The organism is Collinsella sp. AF31-11 (assembly GCF_003475605.1).
Classification (GTDB): domain Bacteria; phylum Actinomycetota; class Coriobacteriia; order Coriobacteriales; family Coriobacteriaceae; genus Collinsella.
On sequence record NZ_QRQS01000005.1, the window covers coordinates 133,321 to 153,097 of the forward strand.

The following is a 19,777-nucleotide window of genomic DNA, read 5'->3' on the forward strand; positions in this document are numbered from 1 at the left end:
AAACTTTAGACTAGTGCAAGAACTTTTTTACAAATTTTGAAGCAAGTCCAAAATTGTATCTGCGAGCTGGGGTTTTGTTAGCACGGGAAGTTCTTGCGTGCCCGTTGTGCTCACAATCCAGGCCTTGTTCGTGTCGGTTCCAAAGCCCGAATCGGCGCGCGAGACATCGTTGGCGACAATCGCATCGCATCCCTTGCGGACCAATTTGCGCTCAGCGTACTCGACAACGTTATCGGTCTCGGCCGCAAAGCCGATCACGCACCGCTCTCCCTTTTGGCGCGAGAGTTCGGCCAAGATATCGACCGTCTCGACCAGTTCGATTCGATCCAGGCGCTCGTTGGCCTTTTTGAGCTTATGGTCGGCAGGGGCAGCGGGGGTGTAGTCGGCGACGGCGGCCGCACAAATTGCCGCATCGGCCGTTTGGAAGGCGTTCAGGGCAGCTTGGAGCATCTCTGCGGCGGTCTGCACGCGCACGCACTCCACGCCGTGGGGCACATCGAGCGATGTCGGTCCCAACACGAGCGTGACCGCAGCACCGCGGCGAGCAGCCTCCCCTGCCAGGGCGATACCCATCTTGCCCGAAGAGCGGTTGCCAATGAAGCGCACGGGGTCGATCGGCTCGTGCGTGGGGCCGGCGGTAATCACGATGCGCTTACCTGCCAGATCCTGAGGCGCGGGGTTGAGCACCTCACAGACAGCCTCGACGATGTCCTCGGGCTCGCTCATGCGGCCCGTGTCCACGTCGCCGCAGGCAAGGTAGCCGCTGCCCGGACCCACCACGTGCACGCCGCGGTCGCGCAGCGTGGCCATATTGGCCTGTGTAGCCGGTGCCTTCCACATGCCGTTGTTCATGGCCGGCGCGATCACGACGGGTCGCGGCGTTGCCAGCAGCGTGGTGGAGATGAGGTCGTCGGCGATGCCGTTGGCCATCTTGGCGATGATATTGGCCGTCGCGGGCGCCACGACCACCAGATCGGGCTCCTGCGCCAGCGAAATATGGTGGATGGGGTCAGACGGGTCGTCGAATAGTCCAACCGCGACCGGCTCATTGGTGAGCGCGCGGAAGGTGAGCGGCCCCACGAACTCCGTGGCATGCTCGCTCATAACGACCTTGACGCGTGCGCCGCGCTTTTGCAGCAGACGCACGATATTGCACGACTTATAGGCGGCGATCCCGCCGGTACTGCCCAGCAGGATCGTTTTTCCCTCAAGTTGCATTGAATTGTTGGGTGCCGATGTCATCGCTAGGCTTCCTTGCTCGGGAGTACCAGGAGGCGGTGGCAGTACGGGCAGTGCGTAATCTCGCTACCGTCGTGGTTGAGGTCGCTCATGGACGATGCCTGCAGCGCGGTGTGGCAGACCGTGGGGATGTTGCCCTGGATGGTCTCGACGGCCAGCCCGCGGAACTGCTTGAGCAGGCGCTCGTAGTCGGTGAGCACGTCGGCCGGTAGCGTAGCGGCAAGCGCGGTGCGCTCCTTCGTGGCGGCGTCGATCTGAGCCTGCAGGTCGGCAGCCTTGGCGCGGGCGGCCTTGGTATCGGCCTTCACGCCCTCCTCGAACTTGGCGATGATCGCCTGCGCGCGGACCTCGCGGTCGAGCGCCTCCTTATGGGCGACAACGACGTCCTTGCGGGTGTGCTCGATCTTGTCCAGACGCTTGGCCAGGGTGGCGAGCTCATTCTCCAGGTCCTGAACCTCGCGGTAGTCGGAGCCGTCGACGTGACGCTTCTTGGCGGCCTCGATGGCGTTGTTGGTCTGAATCTCGGTGGTGTTGAGATCGTCGAGCTCAATGTCCAGGTCTTTGCGCTGGGCGTAGAGCTTGGTCATCTCGGCCTTGAGCTTCACATAGGTCTTGCGCTTGGAAGCGAGCTCCTTGAGCTCCGGCATATTGGAAAGTTCGCTCTTGTTGCGGGCGAGCTCCAAATCGATCTGTTGCAGCTTGAGTAGCGTAGCGCCGGCGCTCATAAGTTCTCTCCTTTTGTCACAGTCCACCATTGGCAAGGGTTCAGTATTTTAATCGCATGACTGGGGTCGACCCCGGCGTCAACTTCAGAGTTCATCAATATATCAACGAACGGCTCCTCGGAGCGGTCGTGGCCGAGCAGGATCACCGGCAACCCGCGCAAGGCAAGGTCTTGTACCACGTGGTAGCCCGCCTCGCCCGTCACGACAACATCTGCGCCTGCGACGATGGCGAGCTCTCCAAAGTCGCCCAGGGAGCCGCCCAAAATGGCGACGGTTCGACACGGGCTATCGGCCTCGCCCCACACGCGTGGGTCGCTGCCAAACACCGTGGCGGCGCGAGTGGCAAGGTCGCCCAGACTGCAGGGGTCGTTGAGCGTCGCAAGGGCTCCCAGGCCGCAGGCCTCGGGGTCGCCTACGTGCTCCAGCGAGCTTGCGGGCACGGCGTCTAACAGCGTACTTAGGCAGGCGCGCGCCTCGCGCGAGCGGTCCAAGTTGGTGTGGAGCGAGATAATGCTCACCCCGCAGCGGGCAGCCTCGTAGAGGGCTGCGCTGCACTGGGAGCGCGTCGCGCTGGGCGGGCAAAACGCCTCGGGCGCCTTGATGTAGATGGGATGGTGCGTCAGTAACACGTTGGCGCCGGCTTCCAAGGCGCGATGCACGTTTTCCCTGGTTGCGTCAAGCGCGCAAGCAACGCCGCGGATCTCGTCGTCGGGGTTGCCAACGGATAAGCCTACGTGGTCCCAGGGTTCGGCATCAGTCTTGGGATAGCGTGTAAGCAGCGCGCGCTCAAGCTCGGCGACGATCATGCGGCACCTACGATCGAGAGGAGCGTCTGGGCAAAGTCGTCCAGGTCAGCCGGGTTCACGCGGTCATCGAAGGAGATGCGCAGTGCACCCAGCGCCTGCTCGCGACCAATGCCCATGGCGCTGAGCACGTGGCTCGGGTCCATGCTGCCGCTCGAGCAAGCCGATCCGGCCGAAACCTCAAAGCCGGCGGCATCGAGCTTGACGATGAGCTCCTCGGAGTCCATGCCGTCGACGTAGATCGATACCATACCCGGCAGGCGATCGGCCTGCGCGTAGTCGCCCATCGTGGCGTGAATGCGAGGATGGGCCGTAAGCGTGGCGTAGAGCTTATCGGATAAGGCCTGCAGCGTTGTGCGCTCCTGGGCAACATTCGGCAACAGTGCGGAAGCGGCAGCGGCAAAAGCCAACTGTGTACGCAGGTCCTGCGTGCCGGCACGACGACCGGCCTCCTGTCCGCCGCCAAAGATGCGCGGGCGCAGCGGCGTGCGGCTCTTAAGGTAGAGCGCGCCAGATGCCACGGGGCCGCCAATCTTGTGCGCGGCAACGGTCATAGCGTCAACTCCCAGCTCGGTGACATCGACCGGAATATGCAAGTAGCCCTGGATGGCATCGGTATGAAACAAGGCGCCGGCAGCATGTGCGGCAGCGGTAAGCTCGCGGATGGGCTGCACCACGCCGGTCTCGTTGTTGGCGACCATAATGCTCACGAGCGCCACGTCGTCACCCAGCAAGTCGATCAGCGCGGGAGGCTCAATGAAGCCCGCGCGGCAGGGCTGCACCAGGTCGACGGAAAAGCCGGCGGCGCGCAGCAGCGGCAGGTTGTCCAGAATCGAATCGTGCTCGATGGCAGATACGATCACGCGGTTACGCTTACGGTCGCGCTGACGGGCGCCTTCGGCAAGACCGAGCAGTGCCAACTGGTTGGCTTCGGTGCCGCCGTTGGTCAGGATGATCTCGGACGGGCGAACGCGTGCACCAAAGCTGCGAGCGATCTCGCGACGGGCGGCTTCCAGGCGTGCGGCGGCCTTGCGGCCGAGCGAGTGCAGCGAGTTGGGGTTAACGCCGGCAAGCTCGCTGTCGTCATATTCGCGCTGCGCAAGGCGCGCCTCGGCGCGCATGGGCGTCGAGGCGGCATAGTCAAGATTCACGGGTATGCGGTTTTGACCTGCGGTCATAAGGGTTTATGCCTCCTGTGCGGCCTCGTTGCCCAGCTTCTGCAGCAGCGCAACCTCGGCAGCGGGATCTTCGGACTTAAATACGGCGGAGCCGGCTACGAGCACGTTGGCGCCGGCCTTGACGACCTCGGCGATGTTTTTGGAAGAGATACCGCCATCGACCTCGATCAGGGGCGACACGCTGTGGCGCTCACACATGGCCTTGAGTTCGTGGAGCTTAGGCAGAGTGCCCGGGATAAAGCTCTGGCCGCCAAAGCCAGGGTTCACGCTCATCAGCAGCACCATGTCGACGACGTCGATGATGCTCTCGAGTACGCAGACGGGCGTGGCGGGGTTGAGCACCACGCCGGCCTTGACGCCGCGCTGCTGCAGGTGCGTGAGCGTGCGGTGCAGGTGCGTGGAGGCCTCGTAGTGCACGGTGATCATGTCGGCACCGGCGTCGGCGTACCAATCGACCGTCTCGTCGGGGTTCGACACCATGAGGTGCGCGTCTACCGGTACATCGGTGGAGCGCTTGACGGCTTTGAGGATGTCAACGCCAAAGGTAAGGTTACCGGTAAAGTGACCGTCCATAACGTCAAAGTGCACGTAGTCGGCGCCGGCAATCTTGTCGAGTTCGCCCTTCAGGTTGGCCATGTCGGCCGAAAGGACGGATGGAGCGATTTTGATGGAACCCATGGTAGTAGCCTTTCTGCGCTAGTCGGTGAGTCCGTAGAACTCTTGAGAGGGGACGCGGTCGGTAAGGATCTCGAGCGCCCTATCCAAAGTAACACCGTTGTAGAGCGTTTGCTCCACGGCAAAGGTAAGCGGAATGTCTACGCCCAGTGAACGGGCAAGTTCGCTGACGCTGCGGGCCGCGACGGCGCCCTCAACCACCATATGCGTGCGCTCCTGATACTCGTCGAGTGACACGCCGTGGGCAAACTCGTAGCCAAAGGTGCGATTGCGCGAATGCTCCGAGGTGCAGGTGGCAATGAGGTCACCCATTCCAGCGAGTCCCATGCAGGTCATAGCTTGACCGCCGCGGGCGTGCACTAGACGGCTGATCTCGGCCAGGCCGCGCGTCATGATAAGGGCGAGCGTGTTGTCGCCTGCACCGGTGCCGGCGGAGATGCCGCACACGATGGCGATGACGTTTTTCATAGCGCCGCAGACCTCGACACCGGTCATGTCTTGCGACAGATAGATACGGAAGGCAGTGGACAGGAGCAGGTTCTTAAAGGTCTCCCCCACCTGCTGGTCCTCGCTGGCGATGACGGCGGCCGAAAGCCCGCCGCGGCAGATTTCCTCAGCATGGTTGGGGCCCGAAAGCGCCGCGACACGCGCCTCGTTGCCGGTCTCGCTTGCGATGACCTCGCTCATGAGCAGGCCGGACTCGGGCTCAATGCCCTTGGTGAGGCAGAGCACCGGGGTATCGGCGGCGATAAAGGGCGCGGCCTGGTGGCACACGCTGCGAAGGTGCGTCGAAGGGACGGCAAAGATGATGGCCTCGGCGCCGTCGAGCGCCTGGGCGAGCTCGGTCGAGGCGACGACGTTGCAGGGCAGCTCGTATCCCACCAGATAGCGCGGATTACGGTGCTCGCCATTGATGCCGGCGGCCGTCTGCTCGCTGTGGGCCCACATGGTCACGCGCTCGGCTCGCGCGGCAGCAAGGCCGGCGACGGCGGTTCCCCAGGAGCCAGAGCCAATCAGCGCAACATTCATGACTCTCTCCTACTTATCGTCGGGCTCGGTGACGCGCTTGGTAAACGAGAGCTTGGACTCCTTACCGGCCATGAGCTTTTGGATATTCGAACGATGGGCCCACACCACGGTGATACCGATCATCGCCATGCAGAACTTGAGACCCAGGCTGCTGTACGGAAAGATCGCGCAAGCGGCGATGGGAAGACCGATGGCAGCGGCGAGTGAGCCCACCGACACATACTTGGTAATAGCGACGGCCACGATAAACATGCCTAGCAGCGACAGGCCAATAGGCCAGTACCAGGCGAGGATGACGCCCAGACCAACTGCGATACCCTTGCCGCCATGGAAGTTGAGGTAGGGCGAGAAGATATGGCCCCATACAGCTGCCAGGCAAATGACGCCGAGCATCCAGTCGCCGGGGGCACCGGGCGCCATAATGTTCGGCGGAAAGCCATAGCCCACGCTCGCGATGAGCGGACGCGCGATAAGGACGCAGATGGCGCCCTTAAGGCAGTCGAGCAGCAGGGTGAGCGCGGCCACCTTGGGACCGGCCACGCGCAGGGCGTTGGTGGTGCCGATGTTGCCGGAGCCCGCCTTACGGATGTCCGTGTGGTTGAACACGCGGCCCAGGATCAGGCCAAACGGAATCGCTCCGATAAAGAACGAGACCACGGCGCAGATGGCGGTCAGCAGAATCGGATTAAGCATCCTTTTGCTCCTTCTTCCTAAAGAAGAGTCGAATGGGCGTGCCGGCAAAGTCGAAGGTCGAGCGCATGCGGTTCTCCACGTAGCGCTGGTAGGTGTCGTTGACCAGGTCGCTGTGGTTAACGAAAAACGTGAACGTCGGCGGGTTGACGCCCGTCTGGGTCACGTAGTGCATGCGCAGGCGGCGCTTGCCGTCCACCACGGTATGGCCGAACTCGCGCAGGTCGGTGAGGAACGTGTTGAGGCGCGAGGTGCTTATCTTCTGCGAGCGCGTCTTTTCGGCTGCGTCGACCATTGCCCAGATCTTCTCCACGCTGCGGCCGGTCAGGGCAGAGATGCGCAGGTACTGGGCCCAGGGAGCCATGACGCCCAGACGGCGGTCGACGGTCTCCATACAGGCTTCTCTCTTGCGGTCGTCGTCGAGCAGGTCCCACTTGTTGAGCAGCACCACGATGGCGCAGCCGCGCTCGATGGCCAAGCCCATGACCTTCTGGTCCTGCTCGGTGACGCCCACGGAGGCGTCGACGACGAGTAGCGCCACGTCGGCGCGGTCGATGGCGCGTAGGCCGCGAACCATGGAGTAGTACTCGATGTTTTCGTACACGGTGCTCTTCTTACGGATGCCCGCGGTATCGACCATGCGATAGTGCTTGCCGTTGCGCTCGACGACCGTGTCGATGGCGTCGCGCGTGGTGCCGGCGATGTTCGAGACGATGGAGCGGTCGGCGCCCAGAATGCGGTTGAACAGCGAGGACTTACCGGCGTTGGGGCGGCCGATGATGGCCACGTTCAGCGCATCGGGGAACTCGTCGGCGACCTCGTCCTCTTCTTCCGGAAGCAAGGCCACGATATCGTCGAGCAGGTCGCCCGTGCCATGGCCATGCAGGGCCGAGAGCGGCGTGGGCTCGCCGATGCCGAGCGAATAGAACTCCCAGATGCTGTCGTTCTCGCGATCGGGGTTGTCGAGCTTGTTCACCAGCAGAAAGACCGGCTTGTCGCAGCGCTTGAGCATGCGGGCGACCGACTCGTCCTCCTCGGTGACACCGGTGCGGCCGTCGACCACAAACAGGATGACGGCGGCTTCCTCGGCGGCGGCGAGGGCCTGGTCGCGGATGGATGTGGCAAAGACGTCATCGCTCTTGAGCGGCTCGATGCCGCCCGTGTCGACGATGGTGAACTCGCGACCGTTCCAATCGGCCGTGTGGTATGAGCGGTCGCGCGTGACGCCTCGGGACTCGTGGACGATGGCGTCCGAAGTCTGGGCCAGGCGGTTAACGAGCGTGGACTTGCCCACGTTGGGGCGTCCGACGACGGCGACGATAGGTTTCATCTGCTCTCCTTTAATGGGTAGGGTCAGCGGAATTAGTAGAGTCGGCAGGCACAATGCCAAGGATGTGCTCCAGGGTATCGAGCAGCTCATGCGGCATGGTCGACACCACATGAACCTCGGCGCCGCGACTGGTAAGACTTGCGAGTAAATCGTCACGATGATACTCGTCAAGCGTCATGCCGTCAGCGTTGAACATGAGCTTAGGCACAAAGAGCATAACCCCCGAGAGGCCCTGTGGCAGCTGCTCCAAGATGTCGCAGGCGACAATAAGCCCGGTCACGTCCACGTTGCCGCCAAAGTAGCGGTTCTTGATAGCCGTGACAGTGCCGGCGAGTCCCTGGGGCGACTCCACAAAGCGGGCCACCGTATCGCGTGCGCTGGCGCCCGAGAGGCACAGCAGACGCTGGCCACGGGCGGCGATGCCAGCGCGGACGCGGGCCAGTCGCTCGGCATCGGTAGCCATCACGTCGTCGGTCTCGTCCAGATACGAGCGGATCATGCCGATGCCGTCGTAGTACTGCGGGTAGCCGTCGTAAAAGTCTGCCTCGGGAGGATCGATGCCGGCGTCCAGATAGAACTCGTCGCTCATCTGGAAGGTGTGGCGGCCAAAGCGCTCGAAGGCACGGTCCTGGAAGGGCCGGATCATGTCGATGGTCTCGCGCGCCAGCTCGGGCTTGTCGCTGTAGGACCAGCTAAAGCGATTCTGGTGTTTGGTAAATCCAAGGGGCACAATGCCCAGGCTGGTGATTTGCTCGTGCTCCTCGCAAAAGCGCAGGGTCTTCTGCAGCTCCTCGCCGTCATTCATGCCGGGGCACAGCACGATCTGCGCGTGGATTTCGATGCCGGCGGCCATGATGGCCTCGAGCACGTCCATGCCACGTTGGGCGTTTCGGCCCATCATGCGGCGGCGGATATCTGGGCCCACGGCGTGGACTGACACGTTCATGGGGCTCATGTTGCGCTCGATGACGTATTGCACGTCCTCGTCGGAGAGGTTCGTGAGCGTGACAAAGTTGCCCTGCAAAAAGCTCAGGCGGTAGTCGTCGTCGCGGATGTAGAGCGTGGAGCGACCGCCCTTGGGCAGCATGGTCATAAAGCAGAACACGCAGGCGTTAACGCAGGTACGCATGCCATCAAAGATGGGGCCATCGAACTCCAGGCCCCAGTCCTCGCCGGGAAAGCGGTCGAGCTCCACGGGCGTGACGGTGCCGTCGCGTGGATCGAATACCTCCAGCTCGACGGTGTCGTCGTCGGCCTCCCAGAGCCACACGATCATGTCGGTGAGCTGCTCGCCGTTGACCGTGAGCACGCGCATGCCCGGCTCGATACCCACATCCCATGCGGGTGACTCGGGACGTACGTTCTTTACGAGCGCGCCCTCACCCGGCTCGGGGTCGCGGCTGCGCCCGTAATCAGCCACCTCGGCGGCGTATGCGGGTACGGTCTGGTCCATGGTTAGCGGCAAAGCTCCTTGATGCGCGTGACGGCGCGTTCGATGTGTTCTTGCGGGGTGGAGGCTCCGGCGGTGATGCCGATGTGGCGAGCGTCGGTAAACCACGCGGCCTGGAGCTCGGAAGCTTCCTCGATGTGATACGTGCGCTCGCAGGCGTCCGCGCAAATCTGTGCCAGGCGGCGGGTGTTGCCCGAGTTCTTGCCGCCCACCACGACCATGCAGTCGCAGCGGTTGGCAAGCGTGGCTGCTGCCTGTTGACGCTCACTCGTGGCGGCGCAGATGGTGTTGATCACACGAAGCTCCTGCACGCGCGGGGTGATAGCGGCCACGACCTCGGCGAGGTTCTGCGCGGTCTGGGTGGTCTGCACGACGAGGCCTACCTTGCCCTTGAGCGACAGGGCATCGGCGTCGGCGGTACAGCTCACGACCTGCGCGTCATCGCCGGCGTGGCCCAGGATGCCCTCGACTTCGGGGTGGCCCGGCTCGCCCACGACTACCACGTGGTAGCCCTCGCGTACCAGGCGCTCGGCTGCCACATGGACCTTCTTCACGTAGGGGCAGGTGGCGTCGACGACGTTAAGGCCACGCTCGCGAGCGGCATCGATGACCTGCGGCACCACGCCGTGGGCGCGGATGATCACGGTGCCCGATGTGGCATCGTCCAAGGTGTCGGCCAGACCAACGCCTGCCTCGGCGAGCTCGCGTACCACGATGGGGTTATGGATGAGCGGACCCAAGGTATGGACCTGAGTGCTCTCCCCTGCCTGCGGCGCGGCGGCTAGCGCCATATCGAGCGCACGCTGTACGCCGTAGCAAGTGCCGGCGTGGGCTGCGATCTCGATAGTGGGCGCGTTGTCCTGGTCGGACGTAGTCGCGGCAGTGTTTGTCACGTTGTCGCTCATGGCTAGAACCTGCCCGGATGCTCAGCGCACAGCTCGTCGCGCATCTTATAGACACGGTTCATGGCTTCGGATTCAAACCAGGCCAAGCGCTCCGTGCGTTTAAGCCCGGCCGGCGCGTCGGAAAGCGAGACGGCCTTGCCGGCGCGGATCCAGCACTTTTTGGGATGCATGAGCTTTTTGCCTTTGGGCGTGATGTCGGACCAGCCACAGATGGCGAGCGGGTTGATGGGCGCCTTGCCCATCTGAGCGATGAGCGCAAAACCGCCGTGGACCTCGGGCTTGATCTCGCGCGAGCGGATGCGCGTGCCCTCGGGGAAGATCAGGACGTCCTCGCCGCGCTGCAGCGCATGCTGGGCGGCACGCAGGCACTTCATGTCGGCCGTGCCGCGCTCCACGGGAATGCCGCCCACGCGGCTAAAGGCCCAGCGCACAATCTTGCTCTTGGCAAACTCGGATTTAAAGATGGGACGAATGCGGCGGCCCCCAAAGAACAGCGCCGTCTCCACGGCCAAGAGCTCGGCCATCGAGGTGTGGTTGCAGATGACCACGCTGCCGCGGTCGTCCTGGCGCTCAAACAGCAGATCGGCATCCTCGACCTTCCAACGCCACATGAGCTTGGAGAAGGCCCACAGGATGGCCATGACCACGACGACGGTGCCGCGGATGAGCACCGGGAACTCGGCGTAGGGGGCGTTGTAATAGTCCTCGGGCGTCTGCTTAAACAGGCGCATGGGCTACCTCCTTTGGTTGATGAGGTCCTCTATTATCGAGACGACCTCGTCGATGGTGTGGGCGGTGGAGTCGACGTGCACGGCGTCCTCGGCGGGCACGAGCGGGGCGACCTCGCGGCTGCTGTCGAGCTTGTCGCGCTGCTTAAGGGCGTCGAGGGTCTCGTCGACCTCGGCCTCGAGCTGCTCGGACGTGAGCGGCTGGGCATCGTTTTGGTGACGCTGAAGCACGCGGCGGCGGGCGCGCTCGCGCGGGTCGGCTGTCAGGAAGACCTTGACCTGCGCGTTGGGGAACACGACGGTTCCGATGTCGCGACCCTCGGCGACGATATCGCGGTCCTCGGCGGCACGGCGCTGATGGATGAGCATGGCGGCGCGCACGCCCGGATAGGCCGAGACCTTGGAAACGTTGGCGTCGACCTGCGGGGTGCGGATGGCGGTCGAAGCGTCCTGGCCGTCAACGGTCAGGCGCGTGTCCTCTCCGGTGCCGTTGGTAAAGCGGATCTCGATCTGCTCGGCGAGGGCGTCGATTGCCGCCTCGTCGTCCAGGTCGATGCCGCGGTCGAGCGCGGCGAAGGTGACGGCGCGATACATGGCGCCCGTGTCGAGCTTGTTAAAGCCCAGCTGGCGGGCGATCTCCTTGGCGATGGTGGACTTGCCGGAACCGGCGGGGCCGTCTATGGCGACGATCATGCAATGCTTCCTTTCGGTGGTTTACGTTCTGGTATGATTCGCGGGCGTTGGGGCGCGGCGGGTTGCCTAGCCTGTGTAGCGCTCGCGGTAAGTGTTGCGCTTGGGTGCGGAGCCGTGGCTGCCGTGGTGACGCGTGCGGCTGGCGGTGTTGGTCGCCGGCGCGGCACCGCGCTTGCCGACGGCCTGCTTAGGCGGGATGCCGCCGGACTTGAGGATCTGCACCTCGCAGTCGGTGAGCTCGCGCCACGAGCCCTTGGCCACACCCTCGAGCTCAAGGCCGGCAAAGTTGCAGCGATGCAGACGGATTACCGGATGGTGGATCTTGCTCAACATACGCTTAACTTGATTCTTGCGGCCCTCGCGGATGATGACCTCCACGGCGGTGGTGCCGGGCTTGATGCCTTGCGGAGCCACGGCCTCGGCCTCGCGCGCGTTGATGATGCGGCAGATTGCCGGCTGGCACAGGCCGTCGTCGAGCTCTATGCCGCGACGCAGCGGCGTGAGATCGCGGTCGGTCAGCTGCCCGTCCACGAGTGCCTGGTAGGTCTTGTAGACGTGCTTGCTGGGGTGCAGCAGATCCTGCGACAGGTCGCCGTCGGTGGTAAAGAGCAAAAGGCCCGTGGTGTCGCGGTCCAGGCGGCCCACCGGGAAAAGTCCCGGAAAGCGGTCGCGGGGGACCAGGTCCGCCACACAGGGACGCTCCTGCGGGTCGCTCATGGTGGTGAGGTAGCCGGTCGGCTTGTAGAGCATCAGGTACACGGCGCCCTGGTTGAGCTTGACGGGCATGCCGTCGACCTCGATGTGATCGCGGTCGACATCGACCTTGGTACCTAGTTCGGTCGCGACCTGGCCGTTGACGGTCACGCGGCCGGCGGTCATCAGGTCCTCTGAGCCACGGCGGCTCGCCACGCCCGCACGCGCCAAAAAGCGCTGCAGGCGCATGGTGTGCGGATAGACGGGCTGGGCGTCGGTTGTGGATACTGCGTTGCCCATGGCGCGCGTCTCCCCTATTTCGTTAGTCCTCGTCATGCATATCCTCCGAGGTATCACCGGCTGCCAGAAGCTCCTCGACATCGGTGTCCTCAACATCGGTATCGAGCAGTTCGCGCTCTTCGTCTAGGTCCTCGGCCTGCTCCTCGAGCGTGGACTGAATACTGCGGCCGCTCAGGCGCTCGCGGATAAACTGGCGCGACTGCTCGTCGGGGGCAAACTGCTCCAGGTCGGGCAGGTCGCGGGTGGAGCGCAGACCGAACTTTTCCAAGAAGGCGTTGGTCGTGCCGTAGATGATGGCCTGACCGCGCTGGGGGTCGCGGCCGAGCTCACGCACCAGGCCCTTGTCGACGAGCGACGCGATGACGCCGTCGGAATTGACGCCGCGGATGCCCTTGACCACCTCGCGCGTCACGGGCTGGTGGTATGCGATGACGGCCAGGGTTTCGAGCGCCGCTTGCGACAGCTTTTGCGTGTCCCAGCTCAACACATAGGCCTCGACTACGTCGTGGTAGGCGGGGTGCGTAAACAGGCGCCAACCGCCGGCGACCTCGCGCAGCTGAAAGCCGCGGTTGGCCTCCTCATACTCTACCTTGAGCTCGGCCAACAGCGACACGCATTCGCCGGGGGCGATATCCAGCGCGCCTGCCAGCGCGGGCGCGCTCACGGGGTCGCTCGAGACCAGCAGCAGCGCCTCGAGAGCGCCTTTGAGGCTGTTTGCCTCTAGCGTGGAAAGGGTTGACATGGTTGCCGCTCCTATTCGGTGAGCTCGGGGCCCTCGCCGGGCACGTATGCCTCGGCTCCCTCGACTCGGTTGATTTGAATGGTTCCAAAGATTTCATCCTGACTCAGCGTAAGCGAGCCGCGCTTGGCGAGCTCGAGCATGGCCAGGAAGGTGACAACGAGCTGCTCGGTGGTGGCGTCGCCGTCCAACAGCTCGCGGAAGGTGCAGGTTTGGTGCGCCATCGTAAAGCGGTCGACTGAGGCCACCGTCAGGTCGAGCGGCACGCGATGCGGCGCCACATGCTCGGCCTCCAGCAGGAAGGTCTGGCGCTTGCCGTCCAGGTCGGCACAGATGACGGCGAGACCGCGCAGCGTGATGCCGGCAAGGTAGTCGGGCATAAGGCCTAGGAACTCGGGGTCGGGGCCGGCCACGCGCGGATGCATGCGGCTTTCGGCCTGCATCCGCGCACCGAGGGCCGCAGCCGCGCCTTTAAACTGCTTGTAGGCAATCAGGCGCTGGATCAGGACCTCACGCAGCGCGTCGCCGTCAAGCGTGCTGAGCTCCTCGAGGTCTTCGTCGAACTCGTCATCGTCGTCATCGGCTTTGCGCGGGGCCTCCTGCGGCACCAGAGAGGCAGCCTTGATGTCCAAAAGGGTTGCCGCGACCAGCAAAAAGTCGCTCGCCACGTCCAGGTCCAGCGCCTCGATGCGCTCGGCCTCGGCAAGGTACTGCTCGGCCACCTCGCTGATTGAGATGGCGCCGATATCTACTTTTTGGCGGGTTACCAGCTGCAGCAGCAGGTCGAACGGTCCGCTGTAGACCTGCGTCGACACGCGATACGACATCTTCGACCTCCTTTGACGGCGCCTTCGCGGCGCGGTTTGGGTGCATGTTACGACCGTTTTGCACGGTCGACCTGTAAGTTTACCTTAGATGCCGGCGATTGCGAAGTTGAGCAGCCACTCGGCTAGCGGATACACGGTAACGTCGAAATAGCGGCCGATCACGTCGATGCCGGTCCACATGGGCAGCAGGTACAGCACAATGATGAGGATGGGCATTGCGTATTGCTGCAGACGATAATAGTTGTTAAGAGCCTTGCCTTTAAGGAACGGCACAATGATCGACGAGCCGTCGAGCGGCGGGATCGGGATGAGGTTGAAGAACGCGAGTGACAGGTTGACCACGATAAACGTGGCGCCGAAGTTCATGATCTGTGATGCAACGGCAAAGGACATGCTGGTGTATAGGTTGCCGTATGCCGCGTGCATGAGGACCGCGGCAAGGCACGCGAGGGCGATGTTCGATGCGGGGCCGGCCGCACTCACCAGGACCTCGTCGCGCTTGGGGTGCTTGAGGTTGTTGAGGTAGACGGGCACGGGCTTGGCGAAGGCGAACACCGGGCCACCGGCGGCGAGCATGAGCAGCGGCAAGATGATGGTGCCAAATGGGTCGATGTGGTTGAGCGGATTGAGCGACACGCGACCGCGCGAACGGGCCGTCTTATCGCCGAGTGCCCAGGCCGCGGCGGCGTGAGCACTCTCGTGGATGACGATGCCCACGATGACGGCGACGGCGCTCGCGAGCAGGTTCATGAGGTAGCTGCTGGACATGGCTATCCCCTAGCGGACTCGGCGCGAGGCGCGCGTGAGCAGGTAATCGGCTACAAATAGAATCACAGCGACGATAGCGTAATCCATGCGGAACACGCCGCCGAATGGCGATGTGATGACGCCGTAGCCGGCGATGGCGCTTGGCAGCGCGCGCGAAAGCTCAACGACAAAGCCAACGATCTGCAGCTTGGCGGTGAGGCCGCTAAAGCACAGCAGCACGGTCATCGCACTCATGAAGATGCCGCAGATGCGACAGGCGATGGCGATGATGCTCATCGCCACGGCAGCGGCCTTACGAGAGTTCACGCGCGGTCTCCTCTTCGATCTGGGTGGAAAGTTCCAGCCATTCGTCCTCCAGCTTGGGTAGCTCTTGCTTAAGGCCGTTATATTCTCCCAGCGCGGCATTGAACTTGACCTGATCGGCATAAAGCTCTTCGCTTGCCATCAATTCCATAAGCTCGTCATAGCGGGCACGCTTTTTGTCGAGCTCCGTTTCGATCTTCTTGAGCTGGTTGCGCACGCCCTTGAGCTTTTTGTTGAGCGCGGCGCGGGCCTGGGCCTCGGCGCGCTTTTGCTCCTTGGTCTTTTTGCCCTCGGCAGGCTTGGAAGCGGCGGCGGGCGCATCGGGCTGGGCCGCGGTGACCTTAGTGGACTTGATCGCGCCCGGCGCGCTCTCCCCTGCTGCCTCGGCAGCGGCGCGGGCCGCGAGGTCCTCGCGTTTGTAGAGGTAGTAGTCGTAGTCGCCGTCGTAGACCGTGACCTTGCCATCGCGGATGTCGATGACGCGGTTGGCCACGGCGCGTACCAGGTGCTCGTCGTGGCTGATCAGCACGATGGTGCCGGGGAAGTTTTGCAGGGCGTTCTCGAGCATGTCCACCGAGTCGATGTCCAGGTGGTTGGTGGGCTCGTCCAGGCACAGGAGCGCCTCGGGGGCCACAAGCATCTTTGCCAGGGCCAGACGCGCCTTTTCACCTCCAGAGAGGACGCGGACCTGCTTCTCGATGGAATCGTTATCGCTAAACAGGAAGGCACCCAGCAGGCTGCGCTGCTGCGGCACGGTCCACTTGGGCGTGACGGTGTCGATCTCTTGCAGGACGGTATTGGACTCGGTCATGCCCTCGAGCGCGTGCTGGGCGTAGTAGGCGACGCCCACGTTGGTGCCTAGGTCGCGGGTGCCGGTGGTGGGCGGCTCCAGGCCGGCGAGGATCTTCATGAGCGTGGACTTGCCGGCGCCGTTGGGGCCGACGAGCGCCACATGCTCGCCGCGGTAGAGCTTGAGGTCGATGTCGCTGTAGATGTGCTTGTCGCCGTAGGACTTGGACACACCCTCCAGGCCCACGACCATGTCGCCCGAGCGCGGCGGGTCGGGGAACTTAAAGTCGATGTGCTTGTGGCCCTCGGGCAGGATGACGAGCTCCTTTTTGATCTGCTCGATCTTGCGGATGCGCTCCTGAGCTTGGGCGGCCTTGGTGGGCTTGTAGCGGAACTTGTCAACGAAGACCTGCATGTGGGCGATGTCTCGCTCTTGGGCGGCGCGCTTGGCGCGCATCTGCTCCAGGTTGTCCTCGCGCTGCTTGAGGTAGCTACTGTAGTTGCCGGTATAGGTGGTCACGCGGCGGTTCTCGAGCGCGGCGACGTGGTCGACGCAGGAGTCCATAAAGGCACGGTCGTGGCTGATGATGAGCACGGCGCCGTCGTAGTTGGCGATAAAGCCGCGCAGCCACTGGACGCTTTCGAGGTCCAAGTGGTTGGTGGGCTCGTCCAGGAGCAGCAGGTCTGGGTGGCGCAGGAAGAGCTTGGCAAGCGCGATGCGCATCTGCCAGCCGCCCGAGAACTCGGAGCACGGGCGCTCAAAGTCGGTGACCTTAAAGCCCAGGCCGGACAGAATCTTGCGGGCGTTGCTTTCGAGCTCGTAGCCGCCCAGGTGCTCAAAGCGGTCCTGGACCTGGCCGTACTCATTAAGGAGTGCGTCGACGTCCTTGCCTTGCTCGGAGAGCTCGGTGATCTGGGCCTGCAGCTCGTTGGCGCGCTCGCCCATGCGGCGGATTTCTTTAGCGGCTGCCATGACCTCGGCGAGGATGGTGGTTTCCTTGTGCTCCAGGTTGGTTTCCTGCTCTAGGTAGCCCACCTGGCAGTCCTTGGCGTACTGGACCTGGCCGGCGTCGGGGCTGTCGATTCCCATGATGATCTTGAGCATGGTGGTTTTGCCGGCGCCGTTTGGGCCCACGAGCGCGAAGCGCTCGCCGGGGTTGATCTGGAAGGACGCGCCGCTAAAGAGGACGCGCGCGCCGAAGCTTTTTTCGATCTTGTCTACCAGGAGGATCATGGTGCCGCCTTTGACCTTGTGTGCCTATATGAAAAAAGGCCCCAACTTGCGTTGGAGCCTCATTCAATGCTCGGGTGGAGACGAGGGGGATCGAACCCCTGCCCTCTTGACTGCCAGTCAAGCGCTCTCCCAGCTGAGCTACGCCCCCGTGCGAAGAAGTACTATACGGGAACTCGGACGGCGTTGCAAGGACAATTTTGGAAAAACTTTCCTGGGGCGGCGGCGCGGATGCGGGACGGACTCGAGAGCGATGGGCCCGCGATGCCCGACTAAGCCCGCGGGGCGCGCCCCGCGGGAGGGCGGCGCTGCCGCCGCCCTCCCATCAGGCTCCCCCCCGGCCCCCCCCGGGGCCTCCCGCCACGAAACCGGCCCATCTACTACGTTTGGCCGGCATCCCCCGACCATGGCGCCTCGGGCAAAAATAAAACCGCAGGTAGACGGCCTGCGGTTTTCGCGAAATACGGGGTATGGTCGAGGGGTCGGGCTTAAACGTAGTAGATGGGCCGGTTTCGTGGCGGCGGCATCGCAGGCAGCCGACCGAGGGCGCCCGGAAGTGAGCAAGCAGGCTATTTGCAAGTGGAAACTACTGCCATGAAAAAGAGAACAGGCCAGACATATTGCCTGACCTGTTGAAAAACCTGGTGGGCCCTCCGGGATTCGAACCCAGAACCCAGGGATTATGAGTCCCCTGCGCTAACCGTTGCGCCAAGAGCCCTTATAAAGTGGCACTTACAGTTGGGGTGGCAGAACAGCCTCCAACGCTTTGAACCACGTCGTGAAATACTACCATGCACGCGACGCCCGTTCAACGCACGATCTTGTCGACCAGGAGGATTATGGTGCCGCCTTTGACCTTGTTTTCCTATATGAAAAAGGCCCCAACTTGCGTTGGAGCCTCGTTCAATGCTCGGGTGGAGACGAGGGGGATCGAACCCCTGACCTCTTGACTGCCAGTCAAGCGCTCTCCCAGCTGAGCTACGCCCCCGTGCGATGAAGTACTATACGGGAACTCGGACGCTGATGCAAGGACAATTTTGGAAAATATTTTGCGGCACGTGGATTGGGCATGGGGCCGAGAGGACCCACGATGCCCGACATAGCCCGCGGGGCGAGCCCCGCGGACGGCGGTAAGCCCGCCGCCTTCCTTCCCGGGGCTCGGCATGTTGCCCCAGGTGCCGCCGGCCAGACCAAAGCGATCCGCGGTGCTTCCTGGGGCTGAGCCCCTCCGAACGCCTTCGGGCCTATTTACGGAACCGTACGTAGCTCGCCCCAGCTGGTCGCTTCATGAACAGACCGGTTTACTACGCTGATTCCCGGATCACCGACCTCATGCCTTTTTTCGCAAAACGGACAGGAGATCTACCTGCGGTTTTACGAGCGCGAAATCAGTGTGCTCAGCCACCCTCAATCCGACGTAGTAAACCGGCATGGTTTTAAAATGGCACTTAATTACTGGCGCATATAAAGTATTAAAAATGCTCACTGGGCATTATTACTTACCAATATCAAGCCAATTACACAGAACGTTGGCCCGCAATCTGGTCTCAGCACATCTCATCGCCCCGGTTTTTGGTTTGTAGCGCAACTCTAATCGCTCACACACACTGTGAATGATGGCATCAAGCTGATCGTGATCATTGAGCATGTCATGAGTCACAAGAAATACGTCGTACCCCATGCTTTGTAATGCTGTCATTCGGGTGGCATCGTGGTCAAGCACAGCGCCCGATCCATGGATAACCTCTCCTTGAAGTTCGATAATCACAGCCTTCATTGTAATTGGGTTTACGATGACGATATCGCCGTAACAGATTTTCTGACCTGCGATTTTACGAGCTGAATTCGACAGCGGTGTTAGGTCGTTGACGAATATGTTTTTAAACTCTGCTCCGCCGGCACGCCTCGGATGACTTAGCAACATGATTCCAGCAACTTCTAGCGGGGATGCAGCAATACCCAATACCTGCTGTGCGGCTTCGTAGAATTGCTTTCCCCACATTTCGCCCTTAACCTTCGCCGCAAATCTGTGCAGTTCTTCTATTTCAATAAGAGGTTTTCTCATCCAGAGTGATGTGCCCTTTCCGTCAGCTTTATTTCCGGATCCGTCATCCTGCTGCCCACTTTGATTATTCTCGCTGTCCTTCTGGTGCGTCCGAGGACAGACTCGCTTCCATGGGGCCTCGTCTTGTGTTTCGTCTAGTTCAAACAGACTTTCTGTGGTGTATTGCTCTTCTTCTGTTTTTGCCTGCTCAAGTGCCATGTCGACCGCGGGCGTTGGTTTAAAAACCGAGAACCATCCGCAAAATTCGTACATAGCCAGAACCAGGTCACATGAAGAAACACTTCTAGTCATGGTGAATAGCGTATGAAGAGGATCTGTGACGCTAAAGCCCATGCCCGTGTCGATGGAAACCTTCTCTGTATAGGCGCTGTTCCATCGGATGGTCCGTCTTGTCTTGGAATGCAGGTTGCTTCGTGTTGATGCTGCTGTGATGACTGGCGTCTTAAGGACGTCGGTTACGAAAGGGGCTTGGGATAGAGCTCGCCAGCCTTCTTCTGGACTAGGTAGGCGCGGGTAGAGATCGCGCACTTGTGGTGGGCAGCGCCAGTAGCGGAATGCGGTGTTTGCGCAGACGATTTCGTCCATGAGGGCCTCCCCTGGTATCGGTCCCAGGCCGT

Annotated in this window: 20 protein-coding genes and 3 tRNA genes; 1 reads left to right on the forward strand and 22 read right to left on the reverse strand. The window is 62.4% G+C overall.

Annotated features, from left to right (window positions below):
• Positions 1 to 27 precede the first annotated feature (27 nt).
• From coaBC to DWZ22_RS04665, 21 genes are all read right to left on the reverse strand, one after another.
• Entirely contained in the window at positions 28 to 1,242 is a 1,215-nt protein-coding gene (coaBC, locus tag DWZ22_RS04565; protein WP_233546448.1) for a bifunctional phosphopantothenoylcysteine decarboxylase/phosphopantothenate--cysteine ligase CoaBC, read from the reverse strand.
• Between the two features lie 2 nt (positions 1,243 to 1,244).
• Positions 1,245 to 1,964, reverse strand: coding sequence for a zinc ribbon domain-containing protein (locus DWZ22_RS04570; protein WP_118405543.1), 720 nt, complete (start codon positions 1,962 to 1,964; stop codon positions 1,245 to 1,247).
• Positions 1,961 to 2,770: a Nif3-like dinuclear metal center hexameric protein gene (locus DWZ22_RS04575; protein WP_118405544.1), complete on the reverse strand. Its 810-nt coding sequence runs from the start codon at positions 2,768 to 2,770 to the stop codon at positions 1,961 to 1,963. Before DWZ22_RS04575 ends, DWZ22_RS04570 begins: the two co-directional genes overlap by 4 nt.
• Positions 2,767 to 3,945 carry a cysteine desulfurase family protein gene (locus DWZ22_RS04580; protein WP_118405545.1) on the reverse strand — a complete coding sequence of 393 codons (1,179 nt, stop codon included), beginning with the start codon at positions 3,943 to 3,945 and terminating at the stop codon, positions 2,767 to 2,769. The genes DWZ22_RS04575 and DWZ22_RS04580 overlap by 4 nt, the downstream gene beginning before the upstream one ends.
• Positions 3,946 to 3,951: 6 nt before the next feature.
• Entirely contained in the window at positions 3,952 to 4,623 is a 672-nt protein-coding gene (gene rpe / locus DWZ22_RS04585; protein ID WP_118405546.1) for a ribulose-phosphate 3-epimerase, read from the reverse strand.
• An 18-nt stretch (positions 4,624 to 4,641) separates the two neighbouring features.
• A complete protein-coding gene (locus DWZ22_RS04590) occupies positions 4,642 to 5,649 on the reverse strand; it encodes an NAD(P)H-dependent glycerol-3-phosphate dehydrogenase (RefSeq protein ID WP_118405547.1) in 1,008 nt (335 codons plus the stop codon).
• Positions 5,650 to 5,658: 9 nt separating this feature from the next.
• Positions 5,659 to 6,342, reverse strand: coding sequence for a glycerol-3-phosphate 1-O-acyltransferase PlsY (plsY, locus tag DWZ22_RS04595; protein WP_118405548.1), 684 nt, complete (start codon positions 6,340 to 6,342; stop codon positions 5,659 to 5,661).
• Positions 6,335 to 7,669, reverse strand: a complete 1,335-nt coding sequence (gene der / locus DWZ22_RS04600) for a ribosome biogenesis GTPase Der (protein ID WP_099431760.1) — start codon at positions 7,667 to 7,669, stop codon at positions 6,335 to 6,337. Before der ends, plsY begins: the two co-directional genes overlap by 8 nt.
• 10 nt (positions 7,670 to 7,679) lie before the next feature.
• Positions 7,680 to 9,122, reverse strand: a complete 1,443-nt coding sequence (locus DWZ22_RS04605) for a DUF512 domain-containing protein (RefSeq protein ID WP_118405549.1) — start codon at positions 9,120 to 9,122, stop codon at positions 7,680 to 7,682.
• 2 nt (positions 9,123 to 9,124) lie between these two features.
• Complete coding sequence (locus DWZ22_RS04610; RefSeq protein ID WP_118405550.1) at positions 9,125 to 10,024, reverse strand: 4-hydroxy-3-methylbut-2-enyl diphosphate reductase; 900 nt, start codon at positions 10,022 to 10,024, stop codon at positions 9,125 to 9,127.
• A gap of 2 nt (positions 10,025 to 10,026) precedes the next feature.
• Positions 10,027 to 10,755: a lysophospholipid acyltransferase family protein gene (locus DWZ22_RS04615; protein ID WP_118405551.1), complete on the reverse strand. Its 729-nt coding sequence runs from the start codon at positions 10,753 to 10,755 to the stop codon at positions 10,027 to 10,029.
• A gap of 3 nt (positions 10,756 to 10,758) precedes the next feature.
• Complete coding sequence (gene cmk, locus DWZ22_RS04620; protein ID WP_118405552.1) at positions 10,759 to 11,445, reverse strand: (d)CMP kinase; 687 nt, start codon at positions 11,443 to 11,445, stop codon at positions 10,759 to 10,761.
• A 66-nt stretch (positions 11,446 to 11,511) separates the two neighbouring features.
• Positions 11,512 to 12,438 carry a pseudouridine synthase gene (locus DWZ22_RS04625; protein ID WP_118405553.1) on the reverse strand — a complete coding sequence of 309 codons (927 nt, stop codon included), beginning with the start codon at positions 12,436 to 12,438 and terminating at the stop codon, positions 11,512 to 11,514.
• Positions 12,439 to 12,460: 22 nt separating this feature from the next.
• Positions 12,461 to 13,180 (reverse strand): SMC-Scp complex subunit ScpB, encoded by a 720-nt coding sequence (scpB, locus tag DWZ22_RS04630; RefSeq protein ID WP_118273374.1) that lies wholly within the window; start codon positions 13,178 to 13,180, stop codon positions 12,461 to 12,463.
• 11 nt (positions 13,181 to 13,191) lie between these two features.
• Positions 13,192 to 14,004 carry a ScpA family protein gene (locus tag DWZ22_RS04635; protein ID WP_117648525.1) on the reverse strand — a complete coding sequence of 271 codons (813 nt, stop codon included), beginning with the start codon at positions 14,002 to 14,004 and terminating at the stop codon, positions 13,192 to 13,194.
• Between the two features lie 84 nt (positions 14,005 to 14,088).
• Positions 14,089 to 14,772: a site-2 protease family protein gene (locus DWZ22_RS04640; protein WP_118405554.1), complete on the reverse strand. Its 684-nt coding sequence runs from the start codon at positions 14,770 to 14,772 to the stop codon at positions 14,089 to 14,091.
• 9 nt (positions 14,773 to 14,781) lie between these two features.
• Positions 14,782 to 15,078, reverse strand: coding sequence for a hypothetical protein (locus DWZ22_RS04645; protein WP_233546449.1), 297 nt, complete (start codon positions 15,076 to 15,078; stop codon positions 14,782 to 14,784).
• Positions 15,065 to 17,098, reverse strand: a complete 2,034-nt coding sequence (locus tag DWZ22_RS04650; RefSeq protein WP_118405555.1) for an ABC-F family ATP-binding cassette domain-containing protein — start codon at positions 17,096 to 17,098, stop codon at positions 15,065 to 15,067. Before DWZ22_RS04650 ends, DWZ22_RS04645 begins: the two co-directional genes overlap by 14 nt.
• Positions 17,099 to 17,173: 75 nt before the next feature.
• Positions 17,174 to 17,246 (reverse strand) — tRNA-Ala (locus tag DWZ22_RS04655).
• 491 nt (positions 17,247 to 17,737) lie between these two features.
• Positions 17,738 to 17,813, reverse strand: a tRNA-Ile gene (locus tag DWZ22_RS04660).
• A 197-nt stretch (positions 17,814 to 18,010) separates the two neighbouring features.
• A tRNA-Ala gene (locus DWZ22_RS04665) sits at positions 18,011 to 18,083 on the reverse strand.
• Positions 18,084 to 18,185: 102 nt separating this feature from the next.
• On the opposite strand from DWZ22_RS04665, the gene DWZ22_RS10600 reads away from it, so the two are divergent.
• Positions 18,186 to 18,317 (forward strand): hypothetical protein, encoded by a 132-nt coding sequence (locus DWZ22_RS10600; protein WP_255413591.1) that lies wholly within the window; start codon positions 18,186 to 18,188, stop codon positions 18,315 to 18,317.
• A gap of 273 nt (positions 18,318 to 18,590) precedes the next feature.
• Here DWZ22_RS10600 and DWZ22_RS04670 read toward each other — a convergent pair whose 3' ends face one another.
• Positions 18,591 to 19,745, reverse strand: a complete 1,155-nt coding sequence (locus tag DWZ22_RS04670) for a hypothetical protein (RefSeq protein ID WP_147352260.1) — start codon at positions 19,743 to 19,745, stop codon at positions 18,591 to 18,593.
• Positions 19,746 to 19,777: the final 32 nt, after the last annotated feature.

Bases quoted from the DNA above. Each gene is read 5' to 3' on its own strand.
- DWZ22_RS04625 (WP_118405553.1), bottom strand. From the start codon at position 12,438: ATGGGCAACGCAGTATCCACAACCGACGCCCAGCCCGTCTATCCGCAC.
- scpB (WP_118273374.1), bottom strand. From the start codon at position 13,180: ATGTCAACCCTTTCCACGCTAGAGGCAAACAGCCTCAAAGGCGCTCTC.
- DWZ22_RS10600 (WP_255413591.1), top strand. From the start codon at position 18,186: ATGCCCGACATAGCCCGCGGGGCGAGCCCCGCGGACGGCGGTAAGCCC.
- DWZ22_RS04640 (WP_118405554.1), bottom strand. From the start codon at position 14,772: ATGTCCAGCAGCTACCTCATGAACCTGCTCGCGAGCGCCGTCGCCGTC.
- DWZ22_RS04570 (WP_118405543.1), bottom strand. From the start codon at position 1,964: ATGAGCGCCGGCGCTACGCTACTCAAGCTGCAACAGATCGATTTGGAG.
- DWZ22_RS04580 (WP_118405545.1), bottom strand. From the start codon at position 3,945: ATGACCGCAGGTCAAAACCGCATACCCGTGAATCTTGACTATGCCGCC.
- plsY (WP_118405548.1), bottom strand. From the start codon at position 6,342: ATGCTTAATCCGATTCTGCTGACCGCCATCTGCGCCGTGGTCTCGTTC.
- DWZ22_RS04610 (WP_118405550.1), bottom strand. From the start codon at position 10,024: ATGAGCGACAACGTGACAAACACTGCCGCGACTACGTCCGACCAGGAC.
- rpe (WP_118405546.1), bottom strand. From the start codon at position 4,623: ATGGGTTCCATCAAAATCGCTCCATCCGTCCTTTCGGCCGACATGGCC.
- DWZ22_RS04590 (WP_118405547.1), bottom strand. From the start codon at position 5,649: ATGAATGTTGCGCTGATTGGCTCTGGCTCCTGGGGAACCGCCGTCGCC.
- coaBC (WP_233546448.1), bottom strand. From the start codon at position 1,242: ATGACATCGGCACCCAACAATTCAATGCAACTTGAGGGAAAAACGATC.
- der (WP_099431760.1), bottom strand. From the start codon at position 7,669: ATGAAACCTATCGTCGCCGTCGTCGGACGCCCCAACGTGGGCAAGTCC.
- cmk (WP_118405552.1), bottom strand. From the start codon at position 11,445: ATGATCGTCGCCATAGACGGCCCCGCCGGTTCCGGCAAGTCCACCATC.
- DWZ22_RS04670 (WP_147352260.1), bottom strand. From the start codon at position 19,745: ATGGACGAAATCGTCTGCGCAAACACCGCATTCCGCTACTGGCGCTGC.
- DWZ22_RS04650 (WP_118405555.1), bottom strand. From the start codon at position 17,098: ATGATCCTCCTGGTAGACAAGATCGAAAAAAGCTTCGGCGCGCGCGTC.
- DWZ22_RS04605 (WP_118405549.1), bottom strand. From the start codon at position 9,122: ATGGACCAGACCGTACCCGCATACGCCGCCGAGGTGGCTGATTACGGG.
- DWZ22_RS04575 (WP_118405544.1), bottom strand. From the start codon at position 2,770: ATGATCGTCGCCGAGCTTGAGCGCGCGCTGCTTACACGCTATCCCAAG.
- DWZ22_RS04635 (WP_117648525.1), bottom strand. From the start codon at position 14,004: ATGTCGTATCGCGTGTCGACGCAGGTCTACAGCGGACCGTTCGACCTG.
- DWZ22_RS04615 (WP_118405551.1), bottom strand. From the start codon at position 10,755: ATGCGCCTGTTTAAGCAGACGCCCGAGGACTATTACAACGCCCCCTAC.